Origin of the sequence: Tardiphaga sp., assembly GCF_041424195.1 — a bacterium.
Taxonomy (GTDB): Bacteria; Pseudomonadota; Alphaproteobacteria; order Rhizobiales; family Xanthobacteraceae; genus Tardiphaga.
On the sequence record NZ_JBGMOE010000156.1, the window covers coordinates 22,666 to 39,859 of the forward strand.

General features: G+C 62.1%; 17 protein-coding genes. 11 read left to right on the forward strand and 6 right to left on the reverse strand.

Features of this window, described 5'->3' with window-relative positions:
- The first annotated feature begins 53 nt into the window (after window positions 1-53).
- Window positions 54-326: a hypothetical protein gene (locus ACEK02_RS20175; RefSeq protein WP_371423346.1), complete on the forward strand. Its 273-nt coding sequence runs from the start codon at window positions 54-56 to the stop codon at window positions 324-326.
- A gap of 87 nt (window positions 327-413) precedes the next feature.
- Window positions 414-2,006: an alpha-amylase family glycosyl hydrolase gene (locus ACEK02_RS20180; RefSeq protein ID WP_371423347.1), complete on the forward strand. Its 1,593-nt coding sequence runs from the start codon at window positions 414-416 to the stop codon at window positions 2,004-2,006.
- Window positions 2,007-2,131: 125 nt separating this feature from the next.
- On the opposite strand, the gene ACEK02_RS20185 is transcribed toward ACEK02_RS20180, so the two are convergent.
- Window positions 2,132-3,730, reverse strand: coding sequence for an ABC transporter substrate-binding protein (locus ACEK02_RS20185; RefSeq protein WP_371423348.1), 1,599 nt, complete (start codon window positions 3,728-3,730; stop codon window positions 2,132-2,134).
- A gap of 234 nt (window positions 3,731-3,964) precedes the next feature.
- Between ACEK02_RS20185 and ACEK02_RS20190 the strand changes: the two genes are divergently transcribed.
- The 7 genes from ACEK02_RS20190 to ACEK02_RS20220 all read left to right on the forward strand — a co-directional run bounded on the left by ACEK02_RS20190 (window position 3,965) and on the right by ACEK02_RS20220 (window position 11,254).
- The gene (locus tag ACEK02_RS20190; RefSeq protein WP_371423349.1) at window positions 3,965-5,632 is read left to right on the forward strand and encodes an ABC transporter substrate-binding protein; all 1,668 of its coding nucleotides are present in this window, start codon (window positions 3,965-3,967) and stop codon (window positions 5,630-5,632) included.
- Window positions 5,633-5,736: 104 nt separating this feature from the next.
- Window positions 5,737-6,690 (forward strand): ABC transporter permease, encoded by a 954-nt coding sequence (locus ACEK02_RS20195; RefSeq protein ID WP_175365626.1) that lies wholly within the window; start codon window positions 5,737-5,739, stop codon window positions 6,688-6,690.
- A gap of 28 nt (window positions 6,691-6,718) precedes the next feature.
- The gene (locus ACEK02_RS20200; protein WP_371423371.1) at window positions 6,719-7,597 is read left to right on the forward strand and encodes an ABC transporter permease; all 879 of its coding nucleotides are present in this window, start codon (window positions 6,719-6,721) and stop codon (window positions 7,595-7,597) included.
- A 4-nt stretch (window positions 7,598-7,601) separates the two neighbouring features.
- Window positions 7,602-8,663, forward strand: a complete 1,062-nt coding sequence (locus ACEK02_RS20205) for an ABC transporter ATP-binding protein (protein ID WP_371423350.1) — start codon at window positions 7,602-7,604, stop codon at window positions 8,661-8,663.
- 1 nt (window position 8,664) lies between these two features.
- Complete coding sequence (locus ACEK02_RS20210) at window positions 8,665-8,862, forward strand: hypothetical protein (RefSeq protein ID WP_371423351.1); 198 nt, start codon at window positions 8,665-8,667, stop codon at window positions 8,860-8,862.
- Window positions 8,859-10,274 carry an amidase gene (locus ACEK02_RS20215; RefSeq protein ID WP_371423352.1) on the forward strand — a complete coding sequence of 472 codons (1,416 nt, stop codon included), beginning with the start codon at window positions 8,859-8,861 and terminating at the stop codon, window positions 10,272-10,274. Before ACEK02_RS20210 ends, ACEK02_RS20215 begins: the two co-directional genes overlap by 4 nt.
- Window positions 10,271-11,254: an ABC transporter ATP-binding protein gene (locus ACEK02_RS20220; protein WP_371423353.1), complete on the forward strand. Its 984-nt coding sequence runs from the start codon at window positions 10,271-10,273 to the stop codon at window positions 11,252-11,254. Before ACEK02_RS20215 ends, ACEK02_RS20220 begins: the two co-directional genes overlap by 4 nt.
- Window positions 11,255-11,261: 7 nt before the next feature.
- Here ACEK02_RS20220 and ACEK02_RS20225 read toward each other — a convergent pair whose 3' ends face one another.
- From ACEK02_RS20225 to ACEK02_RS20240, 4 genes are all read right to left on the reverse strand, one after another.
- A complete protein-coding gene (locus tag ACEK02_RS20225; RefSeq protein ID WP_371423354.1) occupies window positions 11,262-11,744 on the reverse strand; it encodes a CinA family protein in 483 nt (160 codons plus the stop codon).
- On the reverse strand, window positions 11,741-12,697 hold the full coding sequence (locus ACEK02_RS20230; protein WP_371423355.1) for an MBL fold metallo-hydrolase: 957 nt from the start codon (window positions 12,695-12,697) through the stop codon (window positions 11,741-11,743). The genes ACEK02_RS20225 and ACEK02_RS20230 overlap by 4 nt, the downstream gene beginning before the upstream one ends.
- Before the next feature lie 95 nt (window positions 12,698-12,792).
- Window positions 12,793-14,112, reverse strand: a complete 1,320-nt coding sequence (locus tag ACEK02_RS20235; RefSeq protein ID WP_371423356.1) for an MFS transporter — start codon at window positions 14,110-14,112, stop codon at window positions 12,793-12,795.
- 112 nt (window positions 14,113-14,224) lie between these two features.
- A complete protein-coding gene (locus tag ACEK02_RS20240) occupies window positions 14,225-15,124 on the reverse strand; it encodes a transcriptional regulator GcvA (protein ID WP_371423357.1) in 900 nt (299 codons plus the stop codon).
- A gap of 136 nt (window positions 15,125-15,260) precedes the next feature.
- Between ACEK02_RS20240 and ACEK02_RS20245 the strand changes: the two genes are divergently transcribed.
- Window positions 15,261-15,464: a DUF1127 domain-containing protein gene (locus ACEK02_RS20245; protein ID WP_371423358.1), complete on the forward strand. Its 204-nt coding sequence runs from the start codon at window positions 15,261-15,263 to the stop codon at window positions 15,462-15,464.
- 30 nt (window positions 15,465-15,494) lie between these two features.
- Window positions 15,495-16,109 (forward strand): N-acetyltransferase family protein, encoded by a 615-nt coding sequence (locus ACEK02_RS20250; RefSeq protein ID WP_371423359.1) that lies wholly within the window; start codon window positions 15,495-15,497, stop codon window positions 16,107-16,109.
- A gap of 234 nt (window positions 16,110-16,343) precedes the next feature.
- On the opposite strand, the gene ACEK02_RS20255 is transcribed toward ACEK02_RS20250, so the two are convergent.
- A complete protein-coding gene (locus ACEK02_RS20255) occupies window positions 16,344-17,177 on the reverse strand; it encodes an enoyl-CoA hydratase (RefSeq protein WP_371423360.1) in 834 nt (277 codons plus the stop codon).
- Window positions 17,178-17,194: the final 17 nt, after the last annotated feature.

Here is a 17,194-nt window from a genome sequence, read left to right on the forward strand (position 1 = left end):
AACCCTGCAGCGCGGGATTTCTACTCCATCGTTCACACACGGAGGAGCACGCCATGATTAAGCATCTCGCCATCATTGCCGTTGCTGCGGCGGGCATCAGCAGCGCAATTCCAGCCAAGGCCCAGGAGATCGGCGTCGGCGTCGGTCCGGGCGGCGTCACGGTCGGTGCCGTCGGGCGCGACCGCTATCGCGACGATTATGACCGCGGTTATTATCGCGATCGCCGCGACCGCAACGAGACCGTGATCATCAAGCGCAGCCGCGATCGCGATCGTGGCTATTACGATGGCGGTGTCGAACGTCGTACTGTCATCGAACGCTACTAATACGACGTCGACCGAAAGGCGGCCCTTCCTCGGAAGGGCCGCTTTTTCGTGCGTGATGGCAGCCTCAGAACATTGAGTGACAGGACCATGGCAATTGCAGCGACAGTCTGGTGGCAGGCCGGCACCATCTACCAGATCTATCCACGCTCGTTTCAGGATTCCAACGGCGATGGCATCGGCGATCTCGCGGGGATCGTCGGTCGGCTTCCCTATTTGCGGCAGCTCGGCGTCGACGCAATCTGGCTGTCGCCCATCTTCCCGTCACCGATGGCAGACTTCGGCTATGATATCTCGGACTATACCGGCGTCGATCCGATCTTCGGGACAATGGCCGATTTCGACGCACTTGTGGCGGCCGCTCACGGCCATGGGCTGAAGATCATTCTCGATCTGGTGCCGAACCACACGTCGGATCAGCATCCGTGGTTTATCGAGAGCCGATCGTCGCGCGATAATCCCAAACGCGATTGGTATATCTGGCACGATCCGAAGCCGGACGGCAGTGCGCCGACGAATTGGATGTCGGAGTTTGGCGGGAGTTCGTGGGAATATGATGAGGCCACAGGGCAATATTACTACCATGCCTTTCTCGACAAACAGCCTGACCTGAACTGGCGCAATCCGGCCGTCCGTGACGCCATCTATGAGGTGATGCGATTCTGGATGCGGCGCGGCGTTGACGGCTTCCGCGTCGATGTGATCTGGCATCTGATCAAGGATTCCGAATTTCGCGACAATCCCGTCAATCCGAATTTCACGGCGGGCCGGCCGCCGCACGAAGCCTTCCTGCAATTGTACTCTACCGATCGCCCGGAGACGCTGGACGTGGTCGCAGAAATGCGCCGCGTCATCGATGAGTTCGACGATCGCGTATTGATCGGGGAGGTTTATCTCCCGATCGATCGGCTGGTTTCCTATTATGGCAAGGACCTCTCCGGTGCACATTTGCCCTTTAACTTCGCGCTGCTCTCGGCGCCCTGGAATGCGTTTGTCATGGGCGATCTGATCGCGCGCTATGAAGCGGCGCTGCCGTTCGGCGCCTGGCCGAACTGGGTGCTCGGCAATCACGACCGGCCGCGCATCGCCAGCCGGGTCGGCCCAGCCCAGGCCCGTGTCGCCGCGATGTTGCTGCTGACGCTGCGCGGGACGCCAACGCTTTATTACGGTGACGAGATCGGCTTGAAACAGGTGCCTATCGCGCCGGATCAGGTGCAGGACCCGTTCGAAAAGAATGTTCCCGGCATTGGTGTCGGCCGCGACGGATGCCGCACGCCGATGCAATGGGCTGCCACGGAGCACGCGGGTTTCACGACGGCCGAGCCCTGGCTGCCGCTGGATATGGACTATCACCATCAGAATGCAGCTGCGCTTGCTACCGATCCGCATTCGATCCTGAGCCTTTATGTGAGGCTGATTGATCTGCGCAAACGGACGCCCGAACTGGTGTTCGGCAGCTATGAACCTGTCGAAGCCGCGGGGGATGTGCTGGCCTATCGGCGCGTCTATGACGGGCGGTGTCTATTGATCGTGCTAAATCTGAGCGGCGAGCCTGCATCTTTGCATGTGGAGGCCGGCGAAATCCTGCTGGCGACGGGGCTGGATCGCCATGGCGAGAATGTTTCGGGCGCGCTGGAATTATCAGGCAATGAAGGCGTGATCGTCAGGCTGCGCTCCTCTTAACCTCGTCCCGGGTGCGGGCGCAGGTCGGAGTCGCGCGCAAGCGAAACTCCGGCAGGGGAGAAAGCAAAAGCGCCGCCGGTTGCCCCGCGGCGCTTTTCTCAATCGTCGTCACATAGACGAAGCGCTCAGTCCAGACCGATCGTGGTCAGGTCCTGGAACCAGTGCTGGGCTTGCACGAACTTCTTCACTTTCGGCGACAGCGCATGCGGGTTGGTGTCGTGGACGACCCAGACCAGTACGGCATCGTCGACGATCTGCGCATGGGCCTCAGCGAGCAATTCATCCTGCTTCTTCGGATCGAAGGTGTTCTTGGCTTCGTCGATCAGTGCATCGACCTTCGGATTCTTGTAGCCGCCCCAGTTCACACCGACCGGTGCAATCTGGCCGGAATGGAAGAAGCGCACGATGGCATACAGAGGATCGGAGGTGACATAAGCGATGTTGTTGGCCGTGATGCCCTTCATGCTGTCGTCGGCCGCGCCCTTGCGCCACGCGGTGTAGAGAACCTCAAGCTCGACGACCTTGAATTCGACCTCGACGCCGATTTCCTTGAAGCTCTGCTGCAGGAATTCGTTGATCGGCAGCGACAACATCTGGCCGGTGCCACCATTGGCGATGATAAAGGTCGCCTTCAGCGGCTTCTCCGGACCATAGCCGGCTTCCTTCACCAGTCTCTTGGCCTCGGCAAGATCGTACTTGATCTTGAAGTTCGGCTTGCCGAACCACGGGCTCGATGGGTCGACCTGACCGATCGCGGGTTTGGCGAGGCCGTTCATGAGGGCCACGACCGCATCGCGATCGATCGCGAGATTGAGTGCCTTGCGCAGGCGAACATCGGTCCAGGGCGAGCCCGGCAGCACGCTGAGGTGATAATTCCAGACATGCGGCGTCACGTTGTCGACGATCTTCATGCCGGCACCCTTGAGCTGCGGTACAGCGTCGGGAGCGGGCGTTTCGATCAGATCGACCTGACCGGCGAGCAGGGCGTTGGTGCGGGTCAGCGCTTCCGGCATCGGGACGAGCACGAGCTTGTCGGCCTTTGGAATGCGCTTCTTGTCCCAGTAGTCGGGGTTCTTGCTGAGCTCGGCGAGTTCGCGCGGCACCAGCTTGGTCAGCTTGAACGGACCGGTGCCCGAGGGCTGCGATGCGAACTTGTCCCAGTCCTTGCCGACCTTCTCATATTGCGCCGGGCTGGAGACCAGGAACCAGAGCATCTGATAGGGGAAGAAGGAGTCGACGCTCTTGGTGGTGATCTCGACGGTACCGTCGTCGATCTTCGCGTAACTGGCGACTGAAGGCAGGCGAGTCTTCACCTGCGCGCTCTGGCGCTTGTCGAACTGCGGCGCCTTCTCATTCAGCACCTTGTCGAGATTCCAGATCACCGCATCGGCGTTGAAGTCGCTGCCGTCATGAAACTTGACGCCCTTGCGTAGCGTAAAACGCCACTTGGTCTTGTCGGTGTCGTCCACCTTCCATTCGGTGGCGAGACCGGGAATGAGTTTGCCCGGACGATCGGCGACATCCATCTCCCACGCGACCAGCGGATCGTAGATCGTGTAGCCGGTGAACTGGTAGCCGCCGGCGCCGCGATCGGGCTGACCGGTGGTTAGCGGCACGTCCGCCATCGAGATGCCATAGCGCACGACCGTTTCGGCTTGCGCCGGCGCGGCCGCACCCATGACGGCGGCGATGGCCGCAACAAATAACGAGCTTCGAACGCGCATAAACCGGACTCCGTATGGTGGGATATTGTCCGCCACATACCTGCAATCCTGATGCCAGATTGAGCATTCGGCACGGTTCGTGTGTGCCGGTGTGCTGCAGTGCCGCAGTTTGAGTCATTGCGGTGCAAGGTTGCGGGCCTTGGCACAAGCGTTGCATAAGAATTAGCCAGTTTAGAACAAGCCAACACTGGCGGAAGCCAACGTGTCATCCAAAGCCAAGAGGGACTGATTACGATGCGTATCGAAAAGCCGACAAAGAGCCGTCTTGCGACAGCTATCACGATGCTGACGCTCGCCACGGCCCTGACCTTGCCACAGGTGGCGCGCGCCGAGACGGTGCTGCGCATCGGCATGACAGCTGCAGATATTCCGCGCACGCTCGGCCAGCCCGATCAGGGTTTTGAAGGCAATCGTTTCACCGGGAACACGATGTATGACGGACTGACCGGCTGGGATCTCTCGTCATCGACCAAGGCGAGTGTTGTCATTCCTGCGCTCGCCACCGAATGGAAGGTGGACGACGCGGACAAGAAGAAGTGGACCTTCAAACTGCGTCCCGGCGTCGTGTTCCACGACGGTTCGGCCTTCAACGCCGACGCCGTGGTCTGGAATGTGGACAAGGTGCTCAAACAAGATGCAGTCCAGTTCGACGCCAGCCAGGTTGGCGTGACCGCCTCGCGCATGCCGACTTTGTTGTCCGCGAAGAAGATCGACGACATGACCGTCGAACTGACCACGAAGGAGCCGGACTCCTTCCTGCCGATCAATCTCACCAACCTCTATATGGCGAGCCCCACCAAGTGGCAGGCGTTGTTCGACAAGGCCGAAGGCGCCGATGCCAAGGCCAAGTCGCAGGCGGCCTGGGCGGCCTTTGCCCGCGAGGCCTCCGGCACCGGCCCGTGGAAGATGTCGAAGTTCACGCCACGCGAGCGTCTGGAATTGGTGAAGAACGACGCCTACTGGAACAAGGACCGCGTTCCGAAGACCGACAAGATGGTGCTGCTGCCGATGCCGGAAGCCAATGCCCGTACCGCGGCACTGCTGTCCGGACAGGTTGACTGGATCGAGGCGCCGGCGCCTGACGCGGTCAAGGAAATCACCGCGCGTGGCTTCAAGATCGAGAAGAACGAGCAACCGCATGTCTGGCCGTGGCAGTTCTCGCGCGTCGAAGGCTCGCCTTGGAATGATATCCGTGTCCGCAAGGCTGCCAATCTCTGCATCGATCGCGAGGGCCTGAAGGATGGTCTGCTGGCCGGCCTGATGGTGCCCGCAACAGGCACGTTCGAGCCCGGCCATCCCTGGCGCGGCAAGCCGACCTTCGAGATCAAATACGATCTGAAGGCCGCGCAGGCGCTGATGAAGGAAGCCGGCTTCGGTCCCTCCAAGAAGCTCGAAGTGAAGACCCAGACCTCGGCGTCCGGCTCCGGCCAGATGCTGCCGCTGCCGATGAACGAATATCTGCAGCAGGCGCTTGCGGAATGCTACTTCGACGTCAAGCTCGACGTGATCGAGTGGAACACGCTGTTCACAAACTGGCGTCGCGGCGCCAAGGATCCCTCGGCGAACGGCTCCAACGCCACCAATGTCACCTATGCGGCGATGGACCCGTTCTTCGCGCTGGTTCGCTTCCTGCAGTCGTCGATGGCACCGCCGGTTTCGAACAACTGGGGCTTCATCAACAACCCGAAGTTCGATGAACTGGTGACCAAGGCCCGTACCACCTTCGATCCCGCGGCGCGTGACGAGGCTCTGGCCGAGTTAAACGCCGCGTCGATCGACGACGCCGCGTTCCTCTACGTGGCCCACGACGTCGGTCCGCGCGCGCTGAGCCCGAAGATCAAGGGCTTCGTGCAGCCGAAGAGCTGGTTCGTCGACTTCTCACCGGTGTCGATCACGCCGTAAGAGCTCGGTCACGCGTCCAGCCGATCCTTGGTCCCTCTCTTTTCGCCGGGAGAGGGACCAGGTCGGTAGAGACGGCTCTCTGAATTCAGAATTAAAGGTGACCAGTGTTCGTCTATATCGCGCGACGTGTCGTCTACGTCATTCCCATCGTCCTCAGCGTGGCGCTCGTGTGTTTCCTGCTGGTGCACATTACGCCTGGCGATCCTCTCGTTGCCATTCTTCCCGCCGACGCGTCGCAGGAACTGGCGCAGCAACTGCGCGTCGCCTACGGCTTCGATCGTCCGCTGCCGGTCCAGTTCGGCCTCTGGCTGTGGCGCGCGCTGCATGGCGATCTCGGCAGCTCCATCGCCACCGGACGTCCTGTTCTGGCGGAGGTGATGAAAGCCGTCGGCAATACTGTGACACTGGCGATCGCGGCCGCTGCCATCGGCTTCACGCTCGGTTTGTTCTTCGGGCTGATCGCCGGCTATTTCCGCGACACCTGGGTCGACAAGGTCGCGACCTCGATCGCCATCGCCGGCGTTTCCGTGCCGCATTACTGGCTCGGCATGGTGCTGGTCATCATCTTCTCGGTGCAGCTCAACTGGCTGCCTGCCGTCGGCGCCGGGCCGGGCGGTTCGGGCTCATGGGCCTGGGACTGGGAGCACATCAAATATCTCGTGCTGCCGGCGATCACGACCTCGGTCATTCCGATGGGCATCGTGACGCGCACGGTGCGCGCGCTGACCGGCGATATCCTGTCGCAGGATTTCGTCGAAGCACTGCGCGCCAAGGGTCTGCAGGAAACGAAGGTGTTTCGTCACGTCATCAAGAACGCTGCGCCGACCGCACTGGCCGTGATGGGTCTGCAGCTGGGCTACATGCTCGGCGGCTCAATCCTGATCGAGACCGTGTTCTCTTGGCCCGGTTCGGGGCTTCTTCTGAACTCCGCGATCTTCCAGCGCGACCTGCCGCTACTGCAGGGCACGATCCTGGTGCTGGCGCTGTTCTTCGTGTTCCTCAATCTTCTGGTCGATATCGCGCAGGCGTCGATCGATCCGCGCATCAAGCGGAGCTGACCATGCTGGATATCCTCTCATGACCGCAATGACAGACACCGCATTGCAGGTGGCGCCCGCCACCAAGGCCCGCGGCTATTGGGCCACGGTCGGCCGCCGCATCGTGCGCGACAAGGTCAGCATGGCCTGCGCGTTCATTCTGCTGCTGATCTTCCTGTCGGCGATCTTTGCGCCCTATCTGCATCTCGCAGATCCCTATCAGGGCTCGATGATCCGCCGTCTGCGTTTCATCGGTACTCCCAACTATCCGCTCGGCACAGACGAGCTCGGTCGCGACATGCTGGCCAGGTTGATCTATGGCGGCCGCCTGTCGCTGCTGATCGGCATCCTGCCGGTGATCCTGGCCTTCATCATCGGGACGGGTCTTGGAGTTGTGGCAGGCTATGTCGGCGGCAAGCTCAACACCGCGATCATGCGCACCGTCGACGTGTTCTACGCGTTCCCGTCGGTGCTGCTGGCGATCGCGATTTCCGGTGCGCTTGGCGCCGGCATCGTCAATTCCATCGTCTCGCTGACCATCGTGTTCGTGCCGCAGATCACCCGCGTCGCCGAAAGTGTCACCACGGGCGTACGAAACATGGATTATGTGGAAGCCGCGCGTGCCTCCGGCGCGAACGCCTTCACCATCATGCGGGTGCACATGCTTGGCAACGTGCTGGGGAGTATCTTCGTTTACGCCACCGGCCTGATCTCGGTGTCGATGATCCTTGCTGCCGGTCTGTCTTTCCTCGGCCTCGGCACCAAGCCGCCGGAACCGGAATGGGGCCTGATGCTGAACACGCTGCGCACTGCGATCTACGTCAATCCATGGGTGGCAGCACTCCCCGGTGCGATGATCTTTGCGGTGTCGATCTGTTTCAACCTGCTCAGCGACGGCATGCGCAGTGCCATGGATATCCGGAACTGATGGCATGACTGATATTGTAGAAGAAATCGACAAGCTGGAGCCGCTGGAAGATATCGGCGGTGTTGCACAGCCGCTGTTGCAGGTGGTCAGCCTGACCAAGCATTTCCCTGTGCGCGGCGGATTGTTCGCGCCGAGCAAGACCGTGCGCGCGGTGGACGATGTGTCGTTCGCCATCGCCAAAGGCGAAACCGTTGGCATCGTTGGCGAATCCGGATGCGGCAAGTCGACGACGGCGCGACTGCTGATGCATCTGATGCCGCGCAATTCCGGCGATATCATCTATGACGGACGTGCCGTCGGGCGCGAGCTCTCGTTGCGCGAACTGCGCCGCGGCATGCAGATGGTGTTTCAGGACAGCTATGCCTCGCTCAATCCGCGCCTGACCATCGAGGAGTCGATCGCGTTCGGGCCGAAGGTGCATGGCATGGCCGACAATGCGGCCCGCGTGCTGGCGCGCGAGCTGCTCGGCAAGGTCGGTCTGCGGCCGGAAACCTTCGCCAACCGCTATCCGCATGAAGTCTCCGGCGGCCAGCGTCAGCGGGTCAACATCGCGCGCGCGCTGGCGTTGTCGCCGCGTCTCGTCATTCTCGATGAGGCCGTCTCGGCGCTCGACAAGTCGGTCGAGGCGCAGGTGCTCAACCTGCTGGTCGATCTCAAGCGCGAATTCGGCCTGACTTATCTGTTCATCAGCCATGACCTCAACGTGGTGCGCTATATCTCCGACCGCGTGCTGGTAATGTATCTCGGCGAAGTCGTCGAACTCGGTCCGGTGGACGAGGTCTGGGACAAGCCGGCGCATCCCTATACGCGTGCATTGCTCGCGGCGATGCCGTCGTCCGATCCCGACAAACGGACGGAAACGCCACCGATCACCGGCGATCCGCCGAATCCGATCGATCCGCCGTCCGGTTGTCGTTTCCATACACGCTGCCCGTTTGCCGAAGCGATGTGCGGCGAGGCGACGCCGAAACTGACCGAAATCACTGTGACTGGCCATCAGGCTGCCTGTTACATGGCGATCCCGGGTTCGGGACACAGCAAAGCACCTGCCGCAGGAGCGCATTGAGATGACCAAACCGACTGCCAAGCAGATCAAGGCGCTGACCGAAGTCAGCGGCCTTCCCGCATCCGACGAAGTTGTCGAGCGCATCGCCAATTCGATGGGCCCGGCGTTCGAGGGATTCGGGGCCGTGGCGGGGACGCTGCCGTTCGATCTCGAGCCCGCGACCTTCCTCGCCGTTCAGAATAGGAAGGCTGCCAAATGAGCATTACCGAACCCGCATTGCTGTCGCTGACGGAAGTCGCCGACGCCATCGCGACCAGGAAAATCTCCTCACGCGAAGCGACGCAGTCCTGCCTCGACCGGGCGGTGAAATCGCAACCCAGTCTCAACGCCTATATGTCGATCGAGGCCGATACGGCGCTGGCGGCGGCCGACGCGGCCGATGCCGCGCTTGCCAAGGGACAGAGCCGCGGCGTGCTGCATGGCGTGCCGCTGGCGCACAAGGATATGTATTACGACGAAGGACACGTCGTGACATGCGGCTCCCATATTCGTCGCAACTGGGTTGCGACAACGACGGCGACGTCGCTGCAGCGCCTGAAGGACGCTGGTACGGTGCGGCTCGGTTCGTTGCAGATGGTCGAATTCGCCTATGGTCCGCTCGGCCACAACGTGCATTACGGCGCCGTACACAATCCCTGGCATGTCGATCATGTCACCGGCGGCTCATCGTCGGGGTCGGGCTCGGCCGTTGCGGCGCGCCTGACCTTTGCGGCGCTGGGTTCCGATACCGGCGGCTCAATCCGCCTGCCAGCGCATTTCTGCGGCGTCTCCGGTTTGAAGACGACGGTGGGACTGGTCAGTCGCGCCGGCGCGATGCCGCTGTCGCAATCGCTCGATACGGTCGGCCCGCTGGCACGCACCGTCGAGGATTGCGCGCTGCTGACCGGCATCATGGCCGGTGCCGATCCGCTCGATCCGACCTGCAGCACGCGCCCTGTGCCGGACTACATGGCGGCGACGCGGGCTTCCGCCAAAGGCATGACGGTCGGCATTCCCAAGGCTTTCTATGTCGATGATCTCGACGCCGATACGGCTGCCATTCTGCAGGACACGATCGCAACGCTGAAGAATGAAGGCATCAAGATTGTCGAAGTCGACCTGCCCAATCAGGGGCAGCTCACGGCGGCCTGCCAGTTCGTACTCGCGACGGAAGCCGCGGCGATGCACAAGCGATGGATGATCGAGCGCCCGCAGGATTACGGCGCACAGGTGCTGATGCGCCTGCAGAACGGTCTCGCCGTCACCGGCGTGTCCTATATCGAGGCGCTGCGCTGGCGCGGTCCGGCGCTCGCCGCCTATCTCGCCGCTGTGACCGGCACGGACGCCGTGCTCGCACCGGTTTCGCCCGGCGCGGCTCCGACCATTGCCGAGACCGATGTCGGCAACAGTTCAGGCGCCGAAGCGATGATTCAGCGGCTGACGCGCTTCACACGCCCGATCAACTATCTCGGTCTGCCCGGTCTCTCGATTCCGGCAGGCTTCACGAAGTCGAAGCTACCGGTCGGCATGCAGCTGATCGGCCGTCCCTTCGATGAAGCGACGCTGCTGACCATCGGCGCCGCATTCCAGCGCGCAACCGACTTCCACAAACAGTGCCCGGAGTTGGCATGAGCAATCTTGTCGACGTTCGCAATCTCAACGTCCGGTTCGGCGGCGAACGCACCGTCTATGCGGTGAACGATCTCAGCCTCACACTGGGGGAGGGCGAGGTGCTCGGTCTTCTCGGCGAGTCCGGGTCGGGCAAGAGCGTCACCTTGCGCGCGCTGATGCGGCTGCTGCCGAAGAAGCGCACGCAGATCACCGGCACGGTCAATGTGCTCGGCAGGGACGTGCTGGCGCTCGATGACGACGAGCTCTCGGCATTTCGCGGCCAGACGGTGTCGATGATCTTCCAGGAGCCGGCGCTGGCGCTGGATCCGGTTTATACGATCGGCCAGCAGATCGCGGAAAGCGTGATGCGCCACGAGGGCAAGAGCCAGGCCGAGGGCGTGAAGCGCGCGCTCGAGATGCTTGAGGTCGTGCGCATTCCCTCCGCCAAGCGTCGCCTTGATGCCTACCCGCACGAAATGTCCGGCGGCATGCGCCAGCGCGCGATGATCGCACTGGCATTGGCGTGCAAGCCGAAAATCCTGCTGGCGGACGAGCCGACCACTGCACTCGATGCCACCGTGCAGATCCAGATCCTGCTCTTGCTGCGCGAACTGCAGCGCGAATTCGGCATGTCGATCATCTTCGTCACGCATGATATCGGCGTGGCCATCGAGATCTGCGACCGCGTCGCAGTGATGTATGCAGGCCAGATCGTCGAGCAGGGCACGCTGAGCCAGATCGTGCGCTCGGCCGTGCATCCCTATCCGCGTGGCCTGTTGGCCTCGACCGTACACGGCGCCAAACGCGGCGCACGGCTGGAGACAATCCCCGGCACGCCGCCGTCGCTGGACAAGCCACCGGTGAATTGCTCCTTCGCGCCGCGCTGCAAATTCGCCCAGCCGCGCTGTGTCGAGGCGCCGCCGCCGAATGTCGAACTCGCAGACAATCGCGTGGTGCGATGTATCCTGGCGGAGCAGGCGGCAGCGGCAGTGCCGGCCTGACGCCGTCCTACGCCGACAAATTCTTCAGCAGGAACGTCAACGCCGTATGCGCGAATACGTGCATGTTGCCGGATCGGTCGTTGCTGCCGGTCTCAAGCGTCATGACCTCGTTTCGCGGGCCGGCGACAGCCATGCAGCTATGACCGGCGGCGTCACCATAACGATTGCCGGAGGGGCCGCTCGCGCCGGTCTCCGACAGGCCCCAGTCACAGCCAAGCCGATCCCGGATCTGCTGCGCCAGCATCTGCGCGTAAGGCTCGGATGCCGAGCGCACGCTTTTCATGGCGTCGTTCGGAATATCCATCAATACGCGCCGTGCGTCGCGCGTATAGATCACGCCACCGCCGATGAAATAGGCGGAGGCGCCGGGCACTGCGAGCAGAGCGGCGGAGATCAAGCCGCCGGTGGAGGATTCGGCGATGCCGATGGTCTGTTTCCGCGCGATCAGCTCGATCGCAATCTTCTCTGCAAGCGGGATGAGATCTTTCATGACTTCTTGCCCCAAGGTTTAATCCACGGCTTCTTGGCCAGTGATGCATAGACCGCGCGAATGAAATTCTTGCTGGCCGTCTCGTTCGGCGCCCACTTGGCATCGAGATCGGCGAACGGCTTGGCCGCCAGCACATCGTCCTCGGTCTTGCCCTCCTTGATCAGCCTGGTCATGCGATCGCGCGCCGTCACCAGCATGGTGCGATAGTCGACCAGCGCCGCCTTGCCGGCGAGCGGACCGTGGCCGGGAACGATTTTGGTGTTGTCGTTCGCCAGCTTCAGATAGGCGTCGGTCGCTGCGATCATGCCCTTGATATTGCCGCCGTTGAGGGTGTCAATATTGGGATAACGGCCATTGGTGAAAGTATCGCCGGTCGCAATAACATTGGCGCTCTTGAAGTAGACATAGGTGTCGCCATCGGTGTGCGCGTTGTCCGGGTGCCGCAGTTCGGCGATGCGGCCGGGCAGACTGAGTTTAAGCTGATGCGTGTAGGTGTTGGTCGGCAGCGCCGCCTTCGGCGCAGGCGGATTCTGCGCGCCGGTCAGGAAATTCGGGGTGCCTTTTTTCAGGCGGGTTCTGACCTTGACGTTGGCGACGATAGTCGCGCCTTCGTTGGCGAAGGCCTCGTTGCCGCCGGTATGGTCGCCGTGGAAATGCGTGTTGACGAGATACTTGACCGGCTGCGGCGTCACCGCTGCAATGGCGGCCTTGATCTTGTCATGCAGCGGCGCGAACTGGCTGTCGACAAGAATGGCGCCGGACTTGGCTGTCGCGAGCGTCATGTTGCCGCCCTGGCCTTCGAGCATGTAGACGCCGTCGCCGAGGTCTGTGGTCTTGATCTCGACCTTGGAGAAGTCGGGCGGTGGCGGCGCCGGCGGCGTGGCGGCCTGCTGCGCGAGCGCAGGCGCCAGCGTGAGAAGAGTGATAACCGCGGCCAGTGTCGTCCCATTCATCGCAAGCTCCATCCGAAACAGGCCAGACTTCTAGCATGTTTCGGATGGCAATCTGCTCGCGAACACGTGATGTCGGCAACGCCGACAGAGAAGCGTCAGGCGGGAACAGGCTCATGTGCTTCCACGGTCTGGCCGCCGCCACGATAGATCGCGAGCGTCGCCAGGAAGCCGCTCGCTGCGGCGAACATCAGCCAGAAGCCCGGGGAGGCACGATCCGCGGTGTGTTCGATCAGCCAGGTCGAGGCCAGCGGGGTGAAAGTGCCGAACAAAGCTGCGGCCAGCGCGAAAGCCAGCGAGAAGCAGGTCGTGCGCACATGGGTCGGAACGATCTCGACCAGAGCGCCCAGCATCGTTCCGCTATACATGCCGAAATAGAACGAGAACAACATTTCCACAGCGAGCATCTTGCCGAATGTCGGGCTCGCGGTGAGCCAGAGCAACGCCGGATAGGCCGTTACAAGCGCGAGGCCCGAGATCGCCAGCAGCACGGGCTTGCGCCCGATGCGGTCTGACAGTGCCCCGCCGACCGGGTTCCAGATGAAGTTGGTGACGGCCACGGCAAGCGTCACCAGCAGGCTGTCTTGCGTCGTCAGCTTCAATACATTCTTCCCGAAGGTCGGCGTGTAAACCGTCACGAAGTAGAAGGTCACGGTGGTCATTGCGGCGAGGAACATGCCGAGCACGATGATCTTCCAGTTCACGGCAGCGGACGCGAAAATCTCCGATGCAGTCGGATGCTTCTTCATGGCCAGAAAGGCCGGCGTTTCTTCAAGCGAACGGCGCAGCACGAAAATGAAAGGCACGATCAGGCAGCCGACGAAGAACGGGATACGCCAGCCCCACGCCGCGACCTGATCCGCGGGCATGAACTCGCTCAGGAAAAAGCCGAGCAATGCGGCGACGAAGATCGCAACCTGCTGGCTGGCGGACTGGAAGGACGTGTAGAACCCGCGATTGCCGGGCGTCGAGATCTCGAACAGATAGACCGATACGCCACCGAGTTCGACACCGGCGGAGAAGCCCTGCAACAAACGGCCGATCAGCACGATGATCGGCGCAGCGATGCCTATGCTGGCATAGGTCGGGCACACCGCGATAAAGACGGTGCCGAGTGCCATGATGGCCAGCGTTACGATCAGGCCCTTGCGACGACCGATGCGGTCGATATAGGCGCCGAGAAAGATCGCGCCGAGCGGGCGCATCAACGCACCGAGCCAGAAGGTGGTGAAGGTCAGCAGCAGCGCATTCGTGTCGTTGCCGGGCGGGAAGAACGCCTTCGAGATCGCGGTGGCATAGAAGCCGAACAGGAAGAAGTCGAACTGTTCGAGAAAATTGCCTGACGTCGAGCGCAGGATGGCGCCGAGGCGCGATTTGAGCTCGGCTGGCTGGGCAAGTGTCGTATTCGATGCCGTCATTGGTCTCTCTCCCGATCGCGGACGACCGGCAAGGCGCGCGGTCGGGCAGTTGGTTGCCGTTGTGCGACAAACTGCCACACTGCGCGCGGCGCGCCAACCCGGACCCTGCAAATCAACGCGTTGGAGGAACCTGAGAGAGCAGCCAGTCGCGAAAGGCCTTCAGCTTCCGCGAGTCGGAAGAGGCTTCGGGGGACACCAGATAGAAGCCGGCGTCGGCGGGGAGACTGATGTCGAACGGCACCACTAACCGGCCTTTGGCGAGATCGCCCTCCACGTAGGTGGAGCGGCCGATGGCGACGCCGAGGCCATCGATCGCCGCCTGCAGCGTCATGAAGATCATGTCGAAGGTCAGGCCCGGCTGCTTCGAAATATCGGCCGGCAATCCGGCGGCGGTGAGCCAGAGCCGCCAGTCATCGTCATAGCCGCCGCTCGAATGCAGCAGTGTATAGCCCGCGAGGTCCTGCGGCTGTCGCAACGCCTTTTTGCCGGTCAGGAGCGCCGGGCTGCACACCGGAAACAGATGATCGGCGGTGAGCCAGTCCGCGCGCAAGCCCGGCCATTGGCCGCGGCCATAGCGGATTGCAGCATCGACATCGCCGCCCTTGAAATCGACCATGCTGGTCGACGTCGTGATACGCACATCGATATCGGGATGGGCTTTCTGGAATGCCGAGATGCGCGGCAGGAGCCACTTCGATGCCATCGACGCGAGCGTGCTTACTGTCAGCACGTGGTCGTTATCGCGACGCTTGAGCCGGTCTGTGGCAAGACGCAGATCGTTGAAGGCCGCGCGTACGCCCGGCAGGTAGTCGAGTCCTTGCGGGGTGAGTGCGAGAGCTCGGTTTTGCCGAATGAACAGTTTGAGACCAAGCTCTTCTTCCAGCCGCTTGATCTGATGGCTGATCGCCGTTTGCGTGACGTTCAATTCGCTCGCGGCATTGGTGAAACTCAGATGACGCGCGGCGGCTTCGAAGGCGCGCAGTCCGTTGAGTGACGGCAACCGGGTGCTCATCCGCGCTCTCCCCCTGGCGTTTCATCTCTCTTTCCATTCATGAGTTTGTCTCATGTGATGCAGTGCACAATGTCGTTTGTGCAATGTGAGAATGAAGCCGATATTTCCCTCATTAATTTAGCTTCAGGAGAGCAAAATGTCTAGTTGCACCCATGAATCGATGACAAATCATCATGCTTCACTGAGTCTGGCGACGATCGCCGAGACGTTTCACGTCTGGCGCGAACGCTCCCAGCAACGGCGCGAACTGGCGCAGTGGAGCGAGCGCGACATCCACGATGCCGGTTTCTCCGTGAATGACGTCATGGCTGAAGCCAGCAAGCCATTCTGGCAGGCGTAAGGACGATCCAATCGTTCGGGAGCAGCTGTCATGCAGCATCTCAACCTCGATGACCTCGGTCAGTATTCAGATGTGGTGATGTCACGGAGCGGCGCTATCGTGACGGTGCGGTTTGTTGAACTTGGCGATGCGGACGCGCTGCAGGCCTATTTCCGCAGCCTGTCGACGCGGTCGCGCTACAATCGCCTGATGGGCGCCGCCAGCGAATTGCCGGCGGCGCAGCTCGACAAGTTCGTCCATGTCGGCGAGGCCGACGGTTTTTCGGTGATCGCCACGGTCTCGCGTAACGGCTCGGAGACGGTTGTCGGCGAAGCTCGCTATGCAGTCGATGAGGCGACATCCCGTTTCGAGCTCGGTCTGTCCGTCGCCGACTCCATGCAAGGGCAGGGTATCGGCGCGGCGCTCCTCTCCAACCTGGAATGTCGCGCTGCGGCGCTGGGGGCCGAACATCTCTTCGGCGATACATTACGCTCCAACGAGGCAATGCTCGCACTGGCCCGCAAGGCCGGCTTCACATTCGCGCCGACACCGGGCGACTGGAAGCAGGTGCGGTTCGAGAAGCAGATCAACGTCGCGCCGAAGGATATTCCCTGCGCGAGCTGGCGGCTCGCGGCTATGGACAAGCTTGGTGCTATCCGCCTTTGATCACCTTGTTCGGCCACGGTTCGGCCAAGGATTGATGCCGCCGCGCGGCCACAGCAGGGTATCAAGCAGGAAGCATGTCTTGCGTGGCAAAGGTCGAACTGACCGATGGCGGTGCAGCTGAGATCGTCTGGTGTCAGCACCACTTCAGCAGCAGCTCCGCTGCGATAGTAGCGGAGTGTTCTGCGAATGGCCGCGATCGTAGCTTGCCCTGCCGGTTTGCCGCTGTCCCGCGGCTCAGTTGCCCTTGAAGTTCGGCTTGCGCTTCTCGATGAAGGCTTGCACGGCCTCGCGATGATCGGCCGTCATGGTGGTGCGGATCAGCCGCTCGGCTTCATGGTCCCGCGCCGTCGCAAAATCGAAGGCGAGTGCTTCGTCGAGATTATCCTTCATGTAGCGTAGTGCCAGCGTCGGCCCCTGCGCCATGCCTCGCGCCAGTGCGAAAGCCTCGTTCTGCAGCCTGTCGTCCGGCACCACGCGATTGAACAACCCGATGGCTTCGGCGCGGCTGGCTTCGACCTTCTCGGCGGTGAACATCAGCTCGCGTGCGCGGGCCGTGCCCACAAGACGCGTCAGCAGCCAGGCGATGCCGTAATCGCCGCTGAGACCGACGCGCAGATAGCCTGTCGAGACGAAAGCCGATTGCGCGGCGATGCGAATATCGCAGGCCATGGCGATGGCAAGGCCGGCGCCGGCGGCGGGGCCAGGCAGCGCAGCAATGGTCGGCTTGCGGACGGCGACGAGGGCGCCGGTCAGCAGGCGCTGACGCTCCTGCAGATCAGCGACCCGCTCGTCAAACGAGATCTCCAGCACGGCCTGCCTGCGATGGGCGCCCATGCCCTTCACGTCTCCGCCGGAGCAGAAGGCGGTGCCAGCGCCGGTGATCAGCAGCGCGCCCACGTTCGGATTCTCGCCGCAGACGCGGATCATTGTGCGCAATGCAGGCGTAAGATGATCCGACAGCGAATTGCGGGCGTCCGGTCGGTTCAGCGTAATGACGGCAACGCGCTCGCGAATCTCGCACAGTAATTCATCCGTGCCGGTGTTGATCGCCTCTACAGTTTCACTCATATGTCCCGCCCCCGTCT